General features: G+C 61.9%; 13 protein-coding genes. 10 read left to right on the forward strand and 3 right to left on the reverse strand.

Features of this window, described 5'->3' with window-relative positions; all coding sequences use genetic code 11:
- Positions 1-403: 403 nt before the first annotated feature.
- Complete coding sequence (locus ABLV04_RS01810) at positions 404-1,525, forward strand: cupin domain-containing protein (protein ID WP_023291817.1); 1,122 nt, start codon at positions 404-406, stop codon at positions 1,523-1,525.
- A gap of 53 nt (positions 1,526-1,578) precedes the next feature.
- On the opposite strand, the gene ABLV04_RS01815 is transcribed toward ABLV04_RS01810, so the two are convergent.
- Entirely contained in the window at positions 1,579-3,021 is a 1,443-nt protein-coding gene (locus ABLV04_RS01815; protein WP_023291816.1) for a Cu(+)/Ag(+) sensor histidine kinase, read from the reverse strand.
- On the reverse strand, positions 3,011-3,694 hold the full coding sequence (gene cusR, locus ABLV04_RS01820; RefSeq protein ID WP_004206716.1) for a copper response regulator transcription factor CusR: 684 nt from the start codon (positions 3,692-3,694) through the stop codon (positions 3,011-3,013). Before cusR ends, ABLV04_RS01815 begins: the two co-directional genes overlap by 11 nt.
- Positions 3,695-3,866: 172 nt before the next feature.
- On the opposite strand from cusR, the gene ABLV04_RS01825 reads away from it, so the two are divergent.
- The 5 genes from ABLV04_RS01825 (at position 3,867) to ABLV04_RS01845 (ending at position 10,505) form a co-directional block, all read left to right on the forward strand.
- Complete coding sequence (locus tag ABLV04_RS01825; RefSeq protein WP_348815315.1) at positions 3,867-5,252, forward strand: efflux transporter outer membrane subunit; 1,386 nt, start codon at positions 3,867-3,869, stop codon at positions 5,250-5,252.
- Between the two features lie 17 nt (positions 5,253-5,269).
- Positions 5,270-5,614, forward strand: coding sequence for a cation efflux system protein CusF (gene cusF / locus ABLV04_RS01830; RefSeq protein ID WP_348815283.1), 345 nt, complete (start codon positions 5,270-5,272; stop codon positions 5,612-5,614).
- Positions 5,615-5,658: 44 nt separating this feature from the next.
- Positions 5,659-6,924, forward strand: coding sequence for an efflux RND transporter periplasmic adaptor subunit (locus ABLV04_RS01835; RefSeq protein WP_132136523.1), 1,266 nt, complete (start codon positions 5,659-5,661; stop codon positions 6,922-6,924).
- A gap of 11 nt (positions 6,925-6,935) precedes the next feature.
- Complete coding sequence (locus tag ABLV04_RS01840) at positions 6,936-10,085, forward strand: CusA/CzcA family heavy metal efflux RND transporter (RefSeq protein WP_065813361.1); 3,150 nt, start codon at positions 6,936-6,938, stop codon at positions 10,083-10,085.
- 72 nt (positions 10,086-10,157) lie between these two features.
- Complete coding sequence (locus ABLV04_RS01845) at positions 10,158-10,505, forward strand: DUF1294 domain-containing protein (protein WP_048336542.1); 348 nt, start codon at positions 10,158-10,160, stop codon at positions 10,503-10,505.
- A gap of 9 nt (positions 10,506-10,514) precedes the next feature.
- On the opposite strand, the gene ABLV04_RS01850 is transcribed toward ABLV04_RS01845, so the two are convergent.
- Positions 10,515-11,048 (reverse strand): lipocalin family protein, encoded by a 534-nt coding sequence (locus tag ABLV04_RS01850; RefSeq protein ID WP_002887259.1) that lies wholly within the window; start codon positions 11,046-11,048, stop codon positions 10,515-10,517.
- A gap of 116 nt (positions 11,049-11,164) precedes the next feature.
- Here ABLV04_RS01850 and ABLV04_RS01855 point away from each other — a divergent pair, with 116 nt between their 5' ends.
- From ABLV04_RS01855 to ABLV04_RS01870, 4 genes are all read left to right on the forward strand, one after another.
- Positions 11,165-11,893 carry a MerR family transcriptional regulator gene (locus ABLV04_RS01855; protein ID WP_002887258.1) on the forward strand — a complete coding sequence of 243 codons (729 nt, stop codon included), beginning with the start codon at positions 11,165-11,167 and terminating at the stop codon, positions 11,891-11,893.
- A 230-nt stretch (positions 11,894-12,123) separates the two neighbouring features.
- Entirely contained in the window at positions 12,124-12,558 is a 435-nt protein-coding gene (locus ABLV04_RS01860; protein WP_023291810.1) for a nuclear transport factor 2 family protein, read from the forward strand.
- Positions 12,555-13,274: an SDR family NAD(P)-dependent oxidoreductase gene (locus ABLV04_RS01865; protein WP_044525257.1), complete on the forward strand. Its 720-nt coding sequence runs from the start codon at positions 12,555-12,557 to the stop codon at positions 13,272-13,274. Before ABLV04_RS01860 ends, ABLV04_RS01865 begins: the two co-directional genes overlap by 4 nt.
- Positions 13,271-14,530: an FAD-dependent oxidoreductase gene (locus tag ABLV04_RS01870; RefSeq protein ID WP_262963338.1), complete on the forward strand. Its 1,260-nt coding sequence runs from the start codon at positions 13,271-13,273 to the stop codon at positions 14,528-14,530. The genes ABLV04_RS01865 and ABLV04_RS01870 overlap by 4 nt, the downstream gene beginning before the upstream one ends.
- Position 14,531: the final 1 nt, after the last annotated feature.

Genomic DNA, 14,531 nt, shown 5'->3' on the forward strand with positions numbered 1-14,531 from the left:
CGCTTTCCTCTTTCAGAGTCAACCCGTTTTTCAGGATTTTTCTCTTCAACCGAACCGGCTGTTTGTGTGAAGTGATTCACATCTGCCGTGTCAGTGGGAGCGCATTATAGGGAGTTCGTCGGAAGTAGCAAGGGTTAAAATAGAAAAATCTTATCGACCGCTCATTATTTGAACTTTTCGCTTATTCCTCTTCCTACCATTAAAGCCGCCATCCCAGTGTTCATGCGGCCTGCAGCGTAGCTAACTCGAAAATTGGTTTTTGGCAAAAATGTGATTATTCTCTCTTACCCAACGCCATTATCGCGCCGATGGTGAATTAAGCGCCACTCTTGACCCACGACAAAGCGCCCGCCCAGCCCCCGTTTCTATAATCAGGCCCGTTTCTTCTTACTGGTAATAATCGATGGCTTATCAACTCAACATTAACTGGCCCGAGTTTTTAGAGAAATACTGGCAAAAGCAGCCGGTGGTTTTAAAAAACGCGTTTCCGGACTTCGTCGACCCGATTACCCCGGACGAGCTGGCCGGGTTAGCCATGGAGCCGGAAGTCGACAGCCGGCTGGTCAGTCTGGCCAACGGTAAATGGCAGGCCAGCAATGGACCTTTTGAACATTTCGATGGCCTGGGCGAGACCGGCTGGTCGCTGCTGGCCCAGGCGGTAAACCACTGGCATATGCCGGCCGCCGAGCTGGTGCGACCGTTCCGCGTACTGCCGGACTGGCGTCTGGACGACCTGATGATCTCCTTCTCCGTCCCCGGCGGCGGCGTCGGGCCGCATATCGATCAGTATGACGTCTTTATTATTCAGGGCATGGGCAGCCGCCGCTGGCGCGTGGGCGATAAGCTGCCGATGCGTCAGTTCTGCCCGCATCCCGCGCTGCTGCACGTCGACCCGTTCCCGCCGATTATTGATGAGGATCTGCAGCCGGGCGATATCCTCTATATTCCACCTGGATTCCCGCACGATGGTATCACCCACGAAACCGCGCTGAACTACTCCGTGGGTTTCCGCGGGCCAAACGGGCGCGACCTGATCAGCAGCTTCGCCGACTATGTGCTGGAGAACGATCTCGGCGGCGAGCACTATAGCGATCCGGACCTCACCTGCCGCGAGCATCCGGGCCGGGTTGAAGAGTATGAACTCGAACGTCTGCGCGGCATGATGATCGACATGATTCGCCAGCCGGAAGACTTCAAGCAGTGGTTCGGCAGTTTCGTCACCACCCCGCGTCACGAGCTGGATATTGCGCCGGCGGAACCACCGTATGAAGAAGAGGAAGTCGTCGATGCGCTGCTGGGCGGCGAAAAACTTTCTCGCCTGAGCGGCCTGCGCGTTCTGCATATTGGCGACAGCTTCTTCGTGCATAGCGAACAGCTGGACACCACCGATGCCGAAGCGCTGGATGCATTATGCCGCTATACCTCATTAGGCCAGGAGGAGCTCGGCAGCGGCCTGCAAAACCCGGCGTTTGTGAGCGAACTGACGCGCCTGATTAATCAAGGCTACTGGTACTTCGAAGAGTAAGCCGCGGTACGACTACGGGCAGCCGCCTGGCGCTGCCCGCTGGCTATCAGCCGTTATTGCGCCTGTTTCGGCAGCACCACAATAAACCGCGTCGAGCGCAGATCGGACTGCGCCGCCACGCTGCCGTGGTGGGCGCTGACGATGGATTTCACAATCGCCAGGCCGATGCCGCTGCCCTCCCCTTTGCGCTGGCGCGAGGGGTCGACGCGATAGAAACGGTCAAACAGCCGCGGCAGATGTTCGGCGGCAATCGGCGTACCGGGGTTCTCCACCACCAGGCGGATCGTCTCCGCGCTTTCGCTCAGCGCGATCGTCACCGCCTGGCCAGCCGGGGTGTAGCGGATCGCGTTCGACAGCAAGTTGCTGATCGCCCGCCGCAGCATCAACGGATCGCCCGTCACCCGGCAGGGGCTGCCGTCAAAGCGCAGCGCTACCGCTTTCTCTTCCGCCCACGCCTCGAAAAACTCAAACACCTTATGCACCTCCTCAGCCAGATCCAGTTCCCGCTGTTCGGGGATCAGCTGGTTGTTATCGGCCTGGGCGAGGAACAGCATATCGCTGACCATCCGCGACATGCGCGAGAACTCTTCAAGATTGGAGTAGAGCACCTCTTCCAGCTCCGGCTGGCTGCGGCTCTGGCTTAAGGCGATTTCGGTTTGCGTCACCAGGTTGGTGATCGGCGTGCGGATCTCATGGGCGATATCGGCGGAGAAGTTCGACTGGCGGGTAAAGACATCCTCCATTCGCTCCAGCATATGGTTAAAGGACAGCGCCAGCCGCTCCAGTTCGATAGGCACCGCCTGCGGGTCGAGGCGCACGTCGAGATCCCGCGAGGTAATATTCTGGATCTGCCGGCTGATCTGGCGGATAGGCTTATGCCCCTGATAGACCACAAACAGCACGATGGCGATGATCAGCAGGCTGATTATCGACGCGGCGGAAATCAGCTTCGCTTTCAGCTCATTAATATAGTGCAGGTGAAAATCGATGGATAAGGCCATCAGCAGATGGTACGCCGGCTTGCCATCCGCCTGCTTGCCCAGCGGCAGCATGATCAGCCGCCAGGCACGGGTCTCCATTTGATGATTATCGTGCGCCATTGCCCGCGGCTGCGGGTCGGTCCATGAAATCACATTCCCGTCGCGGAGCTGCATCGCCAGGCCTGGCGTACTCAGCATATGGCTGAGATCCGGCCCGTTGGGTGACTGGAACAGAATATTGCCCTGCCCATCGTCCAGGCAGATAAAGACGTTGGCGTAGCCCGCAATGATATTCTTCACGATCTCCAGCCGCCGCGCCTGCGGGTAGTCAGCGTGGTCGAGGACCGTCTCCAGGGTGGTGCTGAGCTGCCTGAGATCGTGAACGTCGCGCTCTTCAAAATGCGCCTTCACCGAATGGATCATGATCCAGGTGAAGGCAAAGAAGGCGATGATGGTGGCGAGGCTAATAAAGAAACTCAGCCGGGTAGCCAGGGAAAAGGGGCGCTTAGCGACCATCCGGCACCTCAAGCATATAGCCGACGCCGCGCACAGTCTGGATCAGCTTCGGCTCGAAGTCGTTATCGATTTTGGCGCGCAGCCGCTTCACCGCCACATCTATCGCGTTGGTATCGCTGTCGAAATTCATATCCCACACCTGCGAGGCAATCAGCGAACGCGGCAGCACTTCGCCCTGATGGCGCAGGAAGAACTCCAGCAGAGTGAACTCCTTGCTGGTCAGGGTGATGCGGGTGGCGCCGCGCGTCACCTTACGGCTGACCAGATCGACGCTGAGATCCGCCGCCTGAAACTGGCTTTCGACAATGACCGCCGCCCCGCGACGCAGCAGCGTCCGCACCCGCGCCAGCAGTTCCGCAAAGGCGAACGGCTTCACCAGATAGTCGTCGGCGCCCAGCTCCAGCCCCTTCACCCGATGCTCAATGGTGCCCAACGCGGTAAGCAGCAGGATCGGCATGCCTTTCCCGGCGGCGCGCAGCATGCGCACGATATCCCAGCCGTTCACGTCCGGCAGCATGATGTCGAGGATAAGCAGATCATAGTCGCCGGTCATCGCCAGGTGATAGCCGTTAAGGCCGTTATCGGCCAGGTCGACGACGAAGCCAGCCTCGGTAAGCCCTTTGGTCAGGTACTCCCCGGTTTTCTTCTCATCTTCGACAATCAAAATCTTCACCGCCGGCTCCTTCACGCGCGTTCTGTGCGGGTATTCAATTTTAGAGGAGCGCCTCCGGATAGCAATGAAATATCAGGAAAATGACAGCTTTGTCATTTTCCTGTCACGTCCTGAACAGAGGCCGCTACGTAAAGTAGCCGCCATGGATAAATCGTCGAAAACGTCTGCCGCCATGCGCCCAATAACGCTTCTTACCCTCAGCGTGATACTCGCCTTAACCGGCTGTGTCTCGCTCGCTCCGGACTACCAGCGCCCCGCCGCGCCGGTACCGCAGCAGTTCTCTCTCAGCCAGAACAAGCTGGTTCCCGCAACCGCGAGCTATCAGGAGACCGGCTGGCGAACCTTTTTCGTCGACCCGCAGGTGAAAAGCCTGATAGGCACCGCGCTGACCAACAACCGCGATCTGCGGATGGCGACGCTGAAAGTGCAGGAAGCCCGCGCCCAGTATCGGGTGACCGATGCCGACCGCTACCCGCAATTGAACGGTGACGGTAGCACCACCTACGGCGGCAAGCTTAAAGGCGACACCACCACCAGCAACGATTACGCCGCCGGGCTGAATCTCAACTATGACCTCGACTTCTTTGGCCGGCTGAAAAACCTCAGCGAGGCCGACCGGGAGAACTTCTTCGCCAGCGAAGAGGCACGGCGCGCAGTGCATATCCTGCTGATTGCTAACGTTTCACAAAGCTACTTCAACCAGCGGCTGGCGGCAGCGCAGCTGCAGGTGGCCAACGACACCCTGCAAAACTATCAGCAGTCTTACGCGTTCGTTGAAAAACAGCTGCTGACCGGCAGCACCACCGTCCTGGCGCTGGAGCAGGCGCGGGGGATGATCGAGAGCACCCGCGCCGAGATCGCCAGGCGGCAGGGCCAGCTGGCGCAGGCTAATAACGCTCTGCAGCTGTTGCTCGGTAGTTATCAACATCTGCCGGACGATAGCGCCAGCAGCGCCGTCGACCTGCAAGGCGTAACCCTGCCGCCGTCGCTCTCTTCAGCGATCCTGCTGCAGCGGCCAGATATTTTAGAGGCCGAACACAGCCTGCGGGCGGCCAACGCCAACATCGGCGCCGCGCGGGCGGCCTTCTTCCCGTCGATCACCCTGACCAGCTCGCTCTCCGGCAGCAGCAGCGAGCTCACCAGCCTGTTTAACGCCGGCAGCGCGATGTGGAACTTCATCCCCAAAATCGACATTCCGATTTTCAACGCCGGGCGCAATCAGGCCAACCTCGATCTGGCGGAGATCCGCCAGCAGCAGCAGGTGGTCAACTACGAGCAAAAAATTCAGTCCGCTTTTAAGGAAGTGGCCGACGCGCTGGCCCTGCGCCAAAGCCTGGCCGATCAGATCGCCGCCCAGGAGCGCTATCTCGCTTCACTCAATATCACCCTGCAGCGCGCCACCGCGCTCTATCGCCACGGCGCGGTCAGCTACATCGAAGTGCTGAGCGCCCAGCGCGACATTTTCACCACCCGACAAACCCTGCTGGAACTCAACTATTCCCGTCAGGCAAATGAAATCACCCTGTTCACCGCCCTCGGCGGCGGCTGGATGGAATAACCCGAGGAGTCTTGATTATGAATTCACTGTCTAAAGTCGCCCTGTTCACTCTGATTTCTGGCGCGGTGTTCGCCGCCCAGGCCGCCGACCCGCACACCGGCATGGCGATGCACGAACAGCCCGCCGCCGCGCAGACGCAAAGCATCAGCGGCAAAGGGGTCATTAAAGCCATTGATATGGATAGCAAAAAAATCACCATTGCCCACGAAGCCATCCCGGCGGTGAACTGGCCGCCGATGACCATGCGCTTCACCATCACCCCGCAGACCCAGCTCAACAATGTGAAGGACGGCGACAGCGTGGACTTCACCTTCGTTCAGCAGGGCAATCTGTCGCTGTTACAGGATATCCGCGCCCACTAATGGCCCGGCGACGGTAGGCTCCTCAACAACTGAATGGACGACACATGGCATCCCTGACACTGAAAAACACGGCGCTGATCCTCGGCAGCATGGCGATCGGCGGCGCGCTCACCGCAGCGCTGTATACCCGGATGGCGCCGCCCCTCGACGCTGCCGCCGCCGCCCCGGCGGCCGAGCAGCAGCGAAAAGTGCTGTTCTGGTACGACCCGATGTACCCGAACACTCGCTTTGATAAACCGGGTAAATCGCCGTTTATGGATATGGACCTGGTGCCGAAATACGCCGATGAGGAGAGTGCCGCCGCCGGTGCGCCGGGGGTGCGTATCGACCCGACGCAGACTCAGAATCTCGGGGTGAAAACCGCCGCCGTCACCCGCGGGCCGCTGCGCTACGCCCAGACCTTCCCGGCCAACATCAGCTACAACGAGTACCAGTACGTGATTATGCAGGCGCGGGCGGCGGGCTTTATCAATAAAGTCTATCCCCTGACCGTCGGCGACAAAGTGCAACAAGGTACGCCGCTGCTGGAACTGACCATCCCGGACTGGGTGGAAGCGCAGAGCGAATACCTGCTATTGCAGGAGACCGGCGGCACCGCCACCCAGGTCGAGGGGATCCTCGAGCGGTTGCGTCTCGCCGGAATGCCGGACGACGATATCCGCCGCCTGAAAGCCACGCGCAAGATCCAGACCCGCTTCACCCTCAAGGCGCCCATCGACGGGGTGATCACCGCCTTCGATCTGCGCGCCGGAATGAACATCGCCAAAGATAACGTGGTGGCGAAAATTCAGGGCATGGACCCGGTGTGGGTCAGCGTGGCGGTCCCCGAGTCCATCGCCTGGCTGATTAAAGACGCCTCGCAGTTCCGCATTCAGGTTCCCGCCTGGCCGGACAAAACCTTCCGCATCAGCAAATGGACGATTCTCCCCAGCGTCGATAGCGCCACCCGCACCCTGCAGCTACGCCTGCAGGTGAACAACCCGGATGAAGCGCTGAAGCCGGGGATGAACGCCTATCTGCAGCTGACCAGTGACAGCGAACCAATGCTGCTGATCCCCTCCAAAGCGCTGATCGACAGCGGCAGCGAGCAGCGGGTGATCACCATGGATAACGAGGGCCGCTTCGTGCCGAAGCAGGTCCAGGTTTTCCATGAATCCAATGGCGTCACGGCCATTCGCAGCGGGCTGCAGGAGGGCGAGAAGGTGGTCGCCAGCGGCCTGTTCCTGATCGACTCGGAAGCCAATATCGCCGGCGCGCTGGAGCGCATGCGCGCGCAGGCCCCTGATGCCGCTGCCGCCCACGCGCACTGAGGAACGGAACAATGATTGAATGGATTATCCGCCGCTCGGTGGCCAACCGCTTCCTGGTGATGATGGGCGCGCTGTTTCTCAGCCTCTGGGGGACCTGGACCATCGTCCACACCCCGGTGGACGCCCTGCCGGATCTCTCCGACGTACAGGTGATCGTCAAAACCAGCTATCCGGGGCAGGCGCCGCAGATTGTCGAAAACCAGGTCACCTGGCCGCTAACCACCACCATGCTGTCGGTGCCCGGCGCCAGAACGGTGCGCGGCTTCTCGCAGTTTGGCGACTCTTATGTGTATGTGATTTTTGAAGACGGCACCGACCCTTACTGGGCGCGCTCGCGGGTGCTGGAGTATCTCAACCAGGTGCAGGGCAAACTGCCCGCCGGAGTCAGCGCCGAAATGGGCCCGGACGCCACCGGCGTCGGCTGGGTCTTCGAGTACGCGCTGGTCGACCGCAGCGGCAAGCACGATCTCGCCGAACTGCGCTCCCTGCAGGACTGGTTCTTAAAATATGAGCTGAAAACCATTCCTAACGTCTCGGAAGTGGCGTCGGTGGGCGGCGTGGTCAAGGAGTACCAGATAGTTGTCGACCCGATGAAGCTGACCCAGTACGGCATCAGCCTCGGCGAGGTGAAATCGGCGCTGGACGCCTCTAACCAGGAGGCGGGCGGCTCTTCGGTCGAACTGGCGGAAGCCGAATATATGGTGCGCGCCAGCGGCTATCTGCAGACCCTCGACGACTTCAAAAACATTGTACTGAAAACCGGCGATAACGGCGTGCCGGTCTATCTCGGCGACGTCGCGCGGGTGCAGGTCGGCCCGGAGATGCGCCGCGGCATTGCCGAACTGAACGGCGAAGGCGAAGTGGCCGGCGGCGTGGTGATCCTGCGCTCCGGCAAGAACGCCCGGGAAGCGATCTCGGCGGTCAAAGAAAAACTGGCGTCGCTGCAAAGCAGCCTGCCGGAAGGGGTTGAAGTGGTCACCACCTACGACCGCAGCCAGCTTATCGACCGCGCCATCGATAACCTCAGCCACAAGCTGCTGGAAGAGTTTATCGTCGTCGCCCTGGTCTGCGCCCTGTTCCTGTGGCACGTGCGCTCGGCGCTGGTGGCGATTATCTCCCTGCCGCTCGGCCTGTGCTTCGCCTTTATCATGATGCATTTCCAGGGGCTCAACGCCAACATCATGTCGCTGGGCGGGATCGCCATTGCGGTGGGGGCGATGGTCGATGCCGCCATCGTGATGATTGAGAACGCCCACAAGCGGCTGGAGGAGTGGACGCATCAGCATCCGGGAGAGAAGCTCGGCAACGACAGGCGCTGGAAAATCATTACCGATGCCTCGGTGGAGGTTGGCCCGGCGCTGTTTATCAGCCTGCTGATCATCACCCTGTCGTTTATCCCCATTTTCACCCTCGAAGGCCAGGAGGGCAAACTGTTCGGCCCGCTGGCCTTCACCAAAACCTGGTCGATGGCCGGAGCGGCGCTGCTGGCGATCATGGTGATCCCGATCCTGATGGGCTTCTGGATCCGCGGCAGGATCCCGGCGGAGAGCAGTAACCCGCTGAACCGCTTTTTGATCCGCATTTACCATCCGCTGCTGCTGAAGGTCCTGCACTGGCCGAAGACCACCCTGCTGATCGCGCTCCTGTCGATCCTGACGGTTGTCTGGCCGCTTAACCGGGTCGGCGGCGAGTTTCTGCCGCAGATCAACGAGGGCGATCTGCTGTATATGCCGTCAACGCTGCCCGGGATCTCCGCCTCGCAGGCGGCGGATATGCTGCAGAAGACCGACAAGCTGATCATGACGGTGCCGGAGGTGGCGCGGGTGTTCGGCAAAACGGGTAAGGCAGACACCGCTACCGACTCAGCGCCGCTGGAGATGGTGGAGACCACCATTCAGCTTAAACCGCAGGATCAATGGCGGCCGGGGATGACCATGGAGAAGATCGTCGACGAACTGGACAAGACCGTGCGCCTGCCGGGTCTGGCGAACCTGTGGGTGCCGCCGATCCGCAACCGCATCGACATGCTCTCCACCGGCATCAAGAGCCCGATCGGCATTAAAGTTTCCGGCACTAACCTGGCCGATATCGACGCCATCGCCGGGCAAATTGAGGGGGTCGCGCGCAGCGTGCCGGGCGTGACCTCGGCGTTAGCCGAGCGGCTGGTGGGCGGGCGCTACCTCGACATTGATATTCAGCGTGAGAAGGCGGCCCGCTACGGGATGACCGTCGGCGACGTGCAGCTGTTCGTCTCGTCCGCTATCGGCGGGGCGATGGTCGGCGAAACGGTGGAGGGGGTCGAGCGCTATCCGATCAACATCCGCTATCCGCAGAGCTACCGCGACAGCCCGCAGACCCTGCGCCAGCTGCCGATCCTCACCCCGCTGAAGCAGCAGATCGTCCTCGGCGACGTCGCCGAGGTGAAGGTGGTCAGCGGGCCATCGATGCTGAAGACCGAGAACGCCCGCCCCACCAGCTGGATCTACATCGATGCCCGCGACCGCGACATGGTGTCAGTGGTGCACGATCTGCAGCAGGCCATCGGCAAGGAGGTGAAGCTGAAGCCGGGCATCAGCGTGTCGTATTCCGGGCAGTTTGAGCTGCTGGAGCGCGCCAATCAGAAGCTGAAGCTGATGGTGCCGATGACGCTGATGATTATCTTTGTGCTGCTGTACCTGGCGTTCCGCCGCGTCGGCGAGGCGCTCCTGATCATCGCCAGCGTGCCGTTCGCCCTTGTGGGCGGGATCTGGTTCCTCTACTGGATGGGCTTCCATCTGTCGGTGGCCACCGGCACCGGCTTTATCGCCCTGGCCGGCGTGGCCGCGGAGTTTGGCGTGGTGATGCTGATGTACCTGCGCCACGCCATCGAGGCGGAGCCGGCGCTGGAGAACCCGCAGACCTTCAGCGCCGGGAAGCTCGACGAGGCGCTGTATCAGGGGGCAGTACTGCGCGTGCGGCCGAAGGCGATGACCGTGGCGGTGATTATCGCCGGCCTGCTGCCGATTTTATGGGGCACCGGCGCCGGGTCGGAGGTGATGAGCCGCATCGCCGCGCCGATGATTGGCGGAATGATCACCGCCCCGCTGCTGTCGCTGTTTATTATTCCGGCGGCGTATAAGCTGATGTGGCTGTCCCGGCATCGGGGCAAGCGCGGCCGCTAGCCCACCGCGTTTACGCCGGTCCGGGAAATTGGCTATAGTGGCGCCATTCTTCTGGCCGGCGTGAACGTCCCTATGAATCTGAACCTGGTATGTTATTCCCTGCTGCTGCTCACCGCTGTGGGCAGCGCCCTGCTCCCCTACCCGCTGGCGATGTGGTTTTTACTGAGCAGCCTTCTGACATGGCTTATCTATGGCGCCGACAAGCTGGCGGCGCGCAAAGCCTGGCGACGGGTGCCGGAAACCACGCTGCTGGTGCTCGGCCTGGCGGGAGGCTGGCCGGGGGCGATCCTCGGCCAGCAGTGTTTTCGTCATAAAACGCAAAAGCAGCCCTTCCGGACGTGGTTTTTCATCAGCGTGGCGCTGAACGTGGCGGCGCTGGCCGGGCTATATGCGGCTTACTCTGGCATGCTCAGTCGCTAAGGGGCGAGGCTAGCGCGGCGTCTGGCGGATCCACACCAGTCGATCGACGTCAAAGCCCAGTTCGCGCGCGGTATTCAGGTAATCCTGCTTCACCGCCGCCGGAATGGTGGGGGTACGCGACAGGATCCACAGATAGTCGCGGTTGGGGCCGCTGACCAGCGCATACTGGTAGTCGTCGTCCAGACGGATCACGTTATAGCCGCCGTAGAACGGCCCGAAGAACGACACCTTCAGCGCCGCGGTGGTGGGGGCGCCGGTGAAATAGGCTTTCCCGTCGCTCTCATTCCAGCGTTTTTTGACCGGGTCATAACCGCGATTGACGACGCTGATCCCCCCGTCGCTGCGGGCGCCGTAGGTGGCGGTCACCTGCTCCAGGCCTCGCTCGAAGCGATTCTCCAGGCGGGCGACCTCATACCATTTCCCGAGGTAACGGCTGGCGTCAAACCCGCTAATCGGCTGAACGCCCTTCGGCGGGGTGGGCGATTTGCAGGCCACCAGGGTCAACGCGATAGCGACGCCAGTGACAACAGGCCATAGCTTCATGAGAACTCCTTTCATTTACGCGGTTGGGAAAAGTGTAGTGCAAAGCCGCTACACTTCACGCCAGCCGACGTGATTCGTAGTATATTGAGAATATTCTTTGTTAACAGGTGGCCTCCATGCCTTACTCCATCGGCGAATTTGCCCGACTTTGCGGGATAAATGCGACCACGCTTCGCGCCTGGCAGCGCCGCTATGGCCTGCTCAAGCCGCTGCGCACCGATGGTGGACACCGTCTGTACAGCGATGACGACGTCCAGCAGGCGCTTAAAATCCTCGACTGGGTGAAAAAAGGGGTGCCGGTCAGCCAGGTGAAGCCCCTGCTGTCGCGCCCCGGCGCGCGGCGCACCAACAACTGGCTGACGCTGCAGGAGACCATGCTGCAGCGGCTGAAAGAGGGAAAAATCGAGTCCCTGCGCCAGCTGATCTACGATGCCGGCCGCGAATATCCGCGCCAGGAGCTGGTGACCGAGGTGCTGCGTCCGCTGCGCAGCCAGGTCTCCGCCAACGTGCCGGCCATCATGACCCTGCGCGAAATCCTCGACGGCATCATCATCGCCTACACCTCGTTTTGCCTCGAAGGCGACAAGAAGGCGCCCGGGGACAACTTTCTGATCACCGGCTGGCACCTGACCGACGCCTGCGAAATCTGGCTTGAAGCGCTCAAACGCACCGGCCAGGGCCATCGCATCGACGTCCTGCCGGTGCCTCCCGCCGCCCTGGCGCCGGAGATTTTCCCCCAGCGCAACTGGCTGCTGGTCACCAGCGGCAAACTCTCCGCCGCTCGTCAGAGGCAGGTCGAACTCTGGCAGCAGCAGGTCGTCTCCCTCGAGGTGATCCCGCTCTAACCCCCGGTTTTCACTTACCCCACTCTCTGTTCCGCCTGCGCCCGGCGGCGCGGCGGGCGCACGTTTGCCCTTCGTGCAACCCGCGTTTTTCGCCCTTTAAGACACTAATCATAACAACATGATTTTAAACATAAATAAAATATATTTTTCCACAAACTTGGACAAATAATTTTATTTGTGTAAGTTTTAAGTATGCCATTACGCCACCGTGTTTAGCCAGGATGTGATCCATGAGCACCACGCCGTCCGTCATTCGTCGTTTCGTTGAGTACTACGCCGGGCTGGATGCGCAGCCGCCCACGGCGCTGGCCGCGCTGTACCATCCGGACGCGACGCTGAGCGATCCTTTTGGTCAGCACCAGGGGCTGTTCGCCATCCAGCGCTACTTTACCCATCTGCTGGCCAACGTGGAGCAGTGCCGGTTCACCATCGACGCGCCGCTCTGCGACGGTCAGCGGTTCGCCGTAACCTGGACCATGCACTGGTCGCATCCGCGTATTGCCGGCGGAGAAACCCTGGCCCTGCCGGGCTGCTCGGTGGTGGACATTGCCGGGGAGCAGGTTCTCCACCAGCGCGACTACTACGACGCCGGGGAGATGATCTACGAGCATCTTCCCCTGCTGGGCTGGGCGGTACGCGGCGTGAAACGGAGGGTGCGCTCATGATGACGGTGCTTATCACCGGCGCCAGCTCCGGGATTGGCGCCGGCCTGGCGAAATCCTTCGCGGCGGATGGCCACCTGGTCATCGCCTGCGGGCGCGATGCGTCGCGCCTGACGGCGCTGCAGCAGTTCAGCCCCAACATCAGCGCGCGCCTGTTCGATATGACAGACAGGGACGCCTGTCGCCAGGCGCTGACGGGCTGTTTTGCCGACCTGATCATTCTCTGCGCCGGCACCTGCGAATACCTCGACCACGGGCAGGTGGATGCCGCCCTCGTGGAGCGGGTGATGACCACCAACTTCCTCGGGCCGGTAAACTGCCTGGCGGCGCTGCAGACGCAGCTGGAGGCAGGCGATCGGGTGGTGCTGGTCAGCTCCATGGCGCACTGGCTGCCCTTCCCGCGCGCGGAAGCCTATGGCGCCTCCAAGGCGGCGCTGACCTGGTTTGCCAATAGCCTGCGTCTGGACTGGGAGCCGAAAGGGGTCGCCGTCACGGTGGTCTCTCCAGGCTTCGTCGACACCCCGCTGACGCGCAAAAACGACTTTGCCATGCCCGGCCGGGTGAGCGTCGATCGGGCGGTGGCGGCGATCCGCCACGGCCTGGCGAAGGGCAAAAACCACATCGCCTTCCCCACCGGCTTCAGCCTGGCCCTGCGGCTGCTGGCCAGCCTGCCGTCAGGTATACAGCGCCTGCTGTTGCGCAGGATGGTGCGCTCATGAACATCGCCATCATCGGCAGCGGCATCGCCGGGCTGACCTGCGCCTGGCGGCTGGCCGGACACCATCAGGTGACGCTGTTCGAAGCGGGCGCCGCGCCGGGCGGCCACACCGCCACCGTGGATGTCGCCACGCCGCAGGGCACCTGGGCCATCGATACCGGATTTATTGTCTACAACGATCGCACCTATCCGCGCTTTATGGGCCTGCTCAGCGAGCTGGGGATCGACGGGCAAAAAACGCAGATGAGCTTCTCGGTCCACAACCCGGCCAGCGGCCTGGAGTACAACGGCCACAGCCTGACCTCGCTCTTCGCCCAGCGGCGCAATCTACTGAAGCCGGCCTTCTGGGGGCTGCTGAGCGAGATCGTCCGCTTCAACCGGCTGGCGAAACTGGCGCTGACCGAGGCGCTGGATCCGGGGGCGACGCTGGAGAGCTTCCTCGCCCGCCACCGCTTCAGCCCCTTCTTCGCCCGCCACTATATCCTGCCGATGGGGGCGGCCATCTGGTCGTCGTCGCTGCAGGAGATGCGCCGCTTCCCGCTGCCGCTGTTTTTGCGCTTCTTTGAACACCACGGCCTGCTGGACATTCGCGATCGCCCGCAGTGGTACGTAGTGCCCGGCGGTTCCCGGGAATACGTTCGCGCCCTGCTCGCCAGGCTCGGCGACCGCCTGGACCTGCGGCTCAACGCGCCGGTGCAGCAGGTGGAGCGCCACTCGACAGGGGTTACCCTGCGGCTGGCGTCCGGGGAGGCGCAATTTGACCAGGTGATCTTCGCCTGCCACTCCGCGCAGGCGCTGGCGATGCTGGCGGCGCCCACCGACGCCGAACGCGAAGTTCTCGGGGACATCGGCTGGCAGCGCAACGAGGTGGTGCTGCACAGCGATCCGCGCTGGCTGCCGGCGCGTCAGCGCGCCTGGGCCAGCTGGAACTATCGCCTGAGCGATGGGGATCGGGCCCGGGCCTGCGTCACCTACAACATGAATATTCTCCAGGGGCTGCCCGCGGGCGCGCCGCTGTTCTGCGTCACCCTGAACCCGGACGCGCCGGTGGACGAGCGCTACGTCTGGCAGCGCTTCGTCTATGAGCATCCGCTGTTTAACCCGCAAAGCTGGTCGGCCCAGCTGCGGCGCGACGAGATTAACGGCCAGCGGCGGAGCTGGTACTGCGGGGCTTACTGGTACAACGGCTTTCATGAGGACGGGGTGCGCAGCGCGCTCGACGTGGTGCAGGGCATCGCCGCGGCGGAGGGCAACTGAA

This window comes from Klebsiella sp. JN_Kp127, assembly GCF_040062505.1.
GTDB lineage: Bacteria > Pseudomonadota > Gammaproteobacteria > Enterobacterales > Enterobacteriaceae > Klebsiella > Klebsiella quasipneumoniae.

Coding starts and splice junctions, on each gene's coding strand:
- ABLV04_RS01810 (WP_023291817.1), top strand. CDS start 404: ATGGCTTATCAACTCAACATTAACTGGCCCGAGTTTTTAGAGAAATAC.
- ABLV04_RS01840 (WP_065813361.1), top strand. CDS start 6,936: ATGATTGAATGGATTATCCGCCGCTCGGTGGCCAACCGCTTCCTGGTG.
- ABLV04_RS01850 (WP_002887259.1), bottom strand. CDS start 11,048: ATGAAGCTATGGCCTGTTGTCACTGGCGTCGCTATCGCGTTGACCCTG.
- ABLV04_RS01845 (WP_048336542.1), top strand. CDS start 10,158: ATGAATCTGAACCTGGTATGTTATTCCCTGCTGCTGCTCACCGCTGTG.
- ABLV04_RS01835 (WP_132136523.1), top strand. CDS start 5,659: ATGGCATCCCTGACACTGAAAAACACGGCGCTGATCCTCGGCAGCATG.
- ABLV04_RS01815 (WP_023291816.1), bottom strand. CDS start 3,021: ATGGTCGCTAAGCGCCCCTTTTCCCTGGCTACCCGGCTGAGTTTCTTT.
- ABLV04_RS01870 (WP_262963338.1), top strand. CDS start 13,271: ATGAACATCGCCATCATCGGCAGCGGCATCGCCGGGCTGACCTGCGCC.
- ABLV04_RS01825 (WP_348815315.1), top strand. CDS start 3,867: ATGCGCCCAATAACGCTTCTTACCCTCAGCGTGATACTCGCCTTAACC.
- ABLV04_RS01855 (WP_002887258.1), top strand. CDS start 11,165: ATGCCTTACTCCATCGGCGAATTTGCCCGACTTTGCGGGATAAATGCG.
- ABLV04_RS01860 (WP_023291810.1), top strand. CDS start 12,124: ATGAGCACCACGCCGTCCGTCATTCGTCGTTTCGTTGAGTACTACGCC.
- cusF (WP_348815283.1), top strand. CDS start 5,270: ATGAATTCACTGTCTAAAGTCGCCCTGTTCACTCTGATTTCTGGCGCG.
- ABLV04_RS01865 (WP_044525257.1), top strand. CDS start 12,555: ATGATGACGGTGCTTATCACCGGCGCCAGCTCCGGGATTGGCGCCGGC.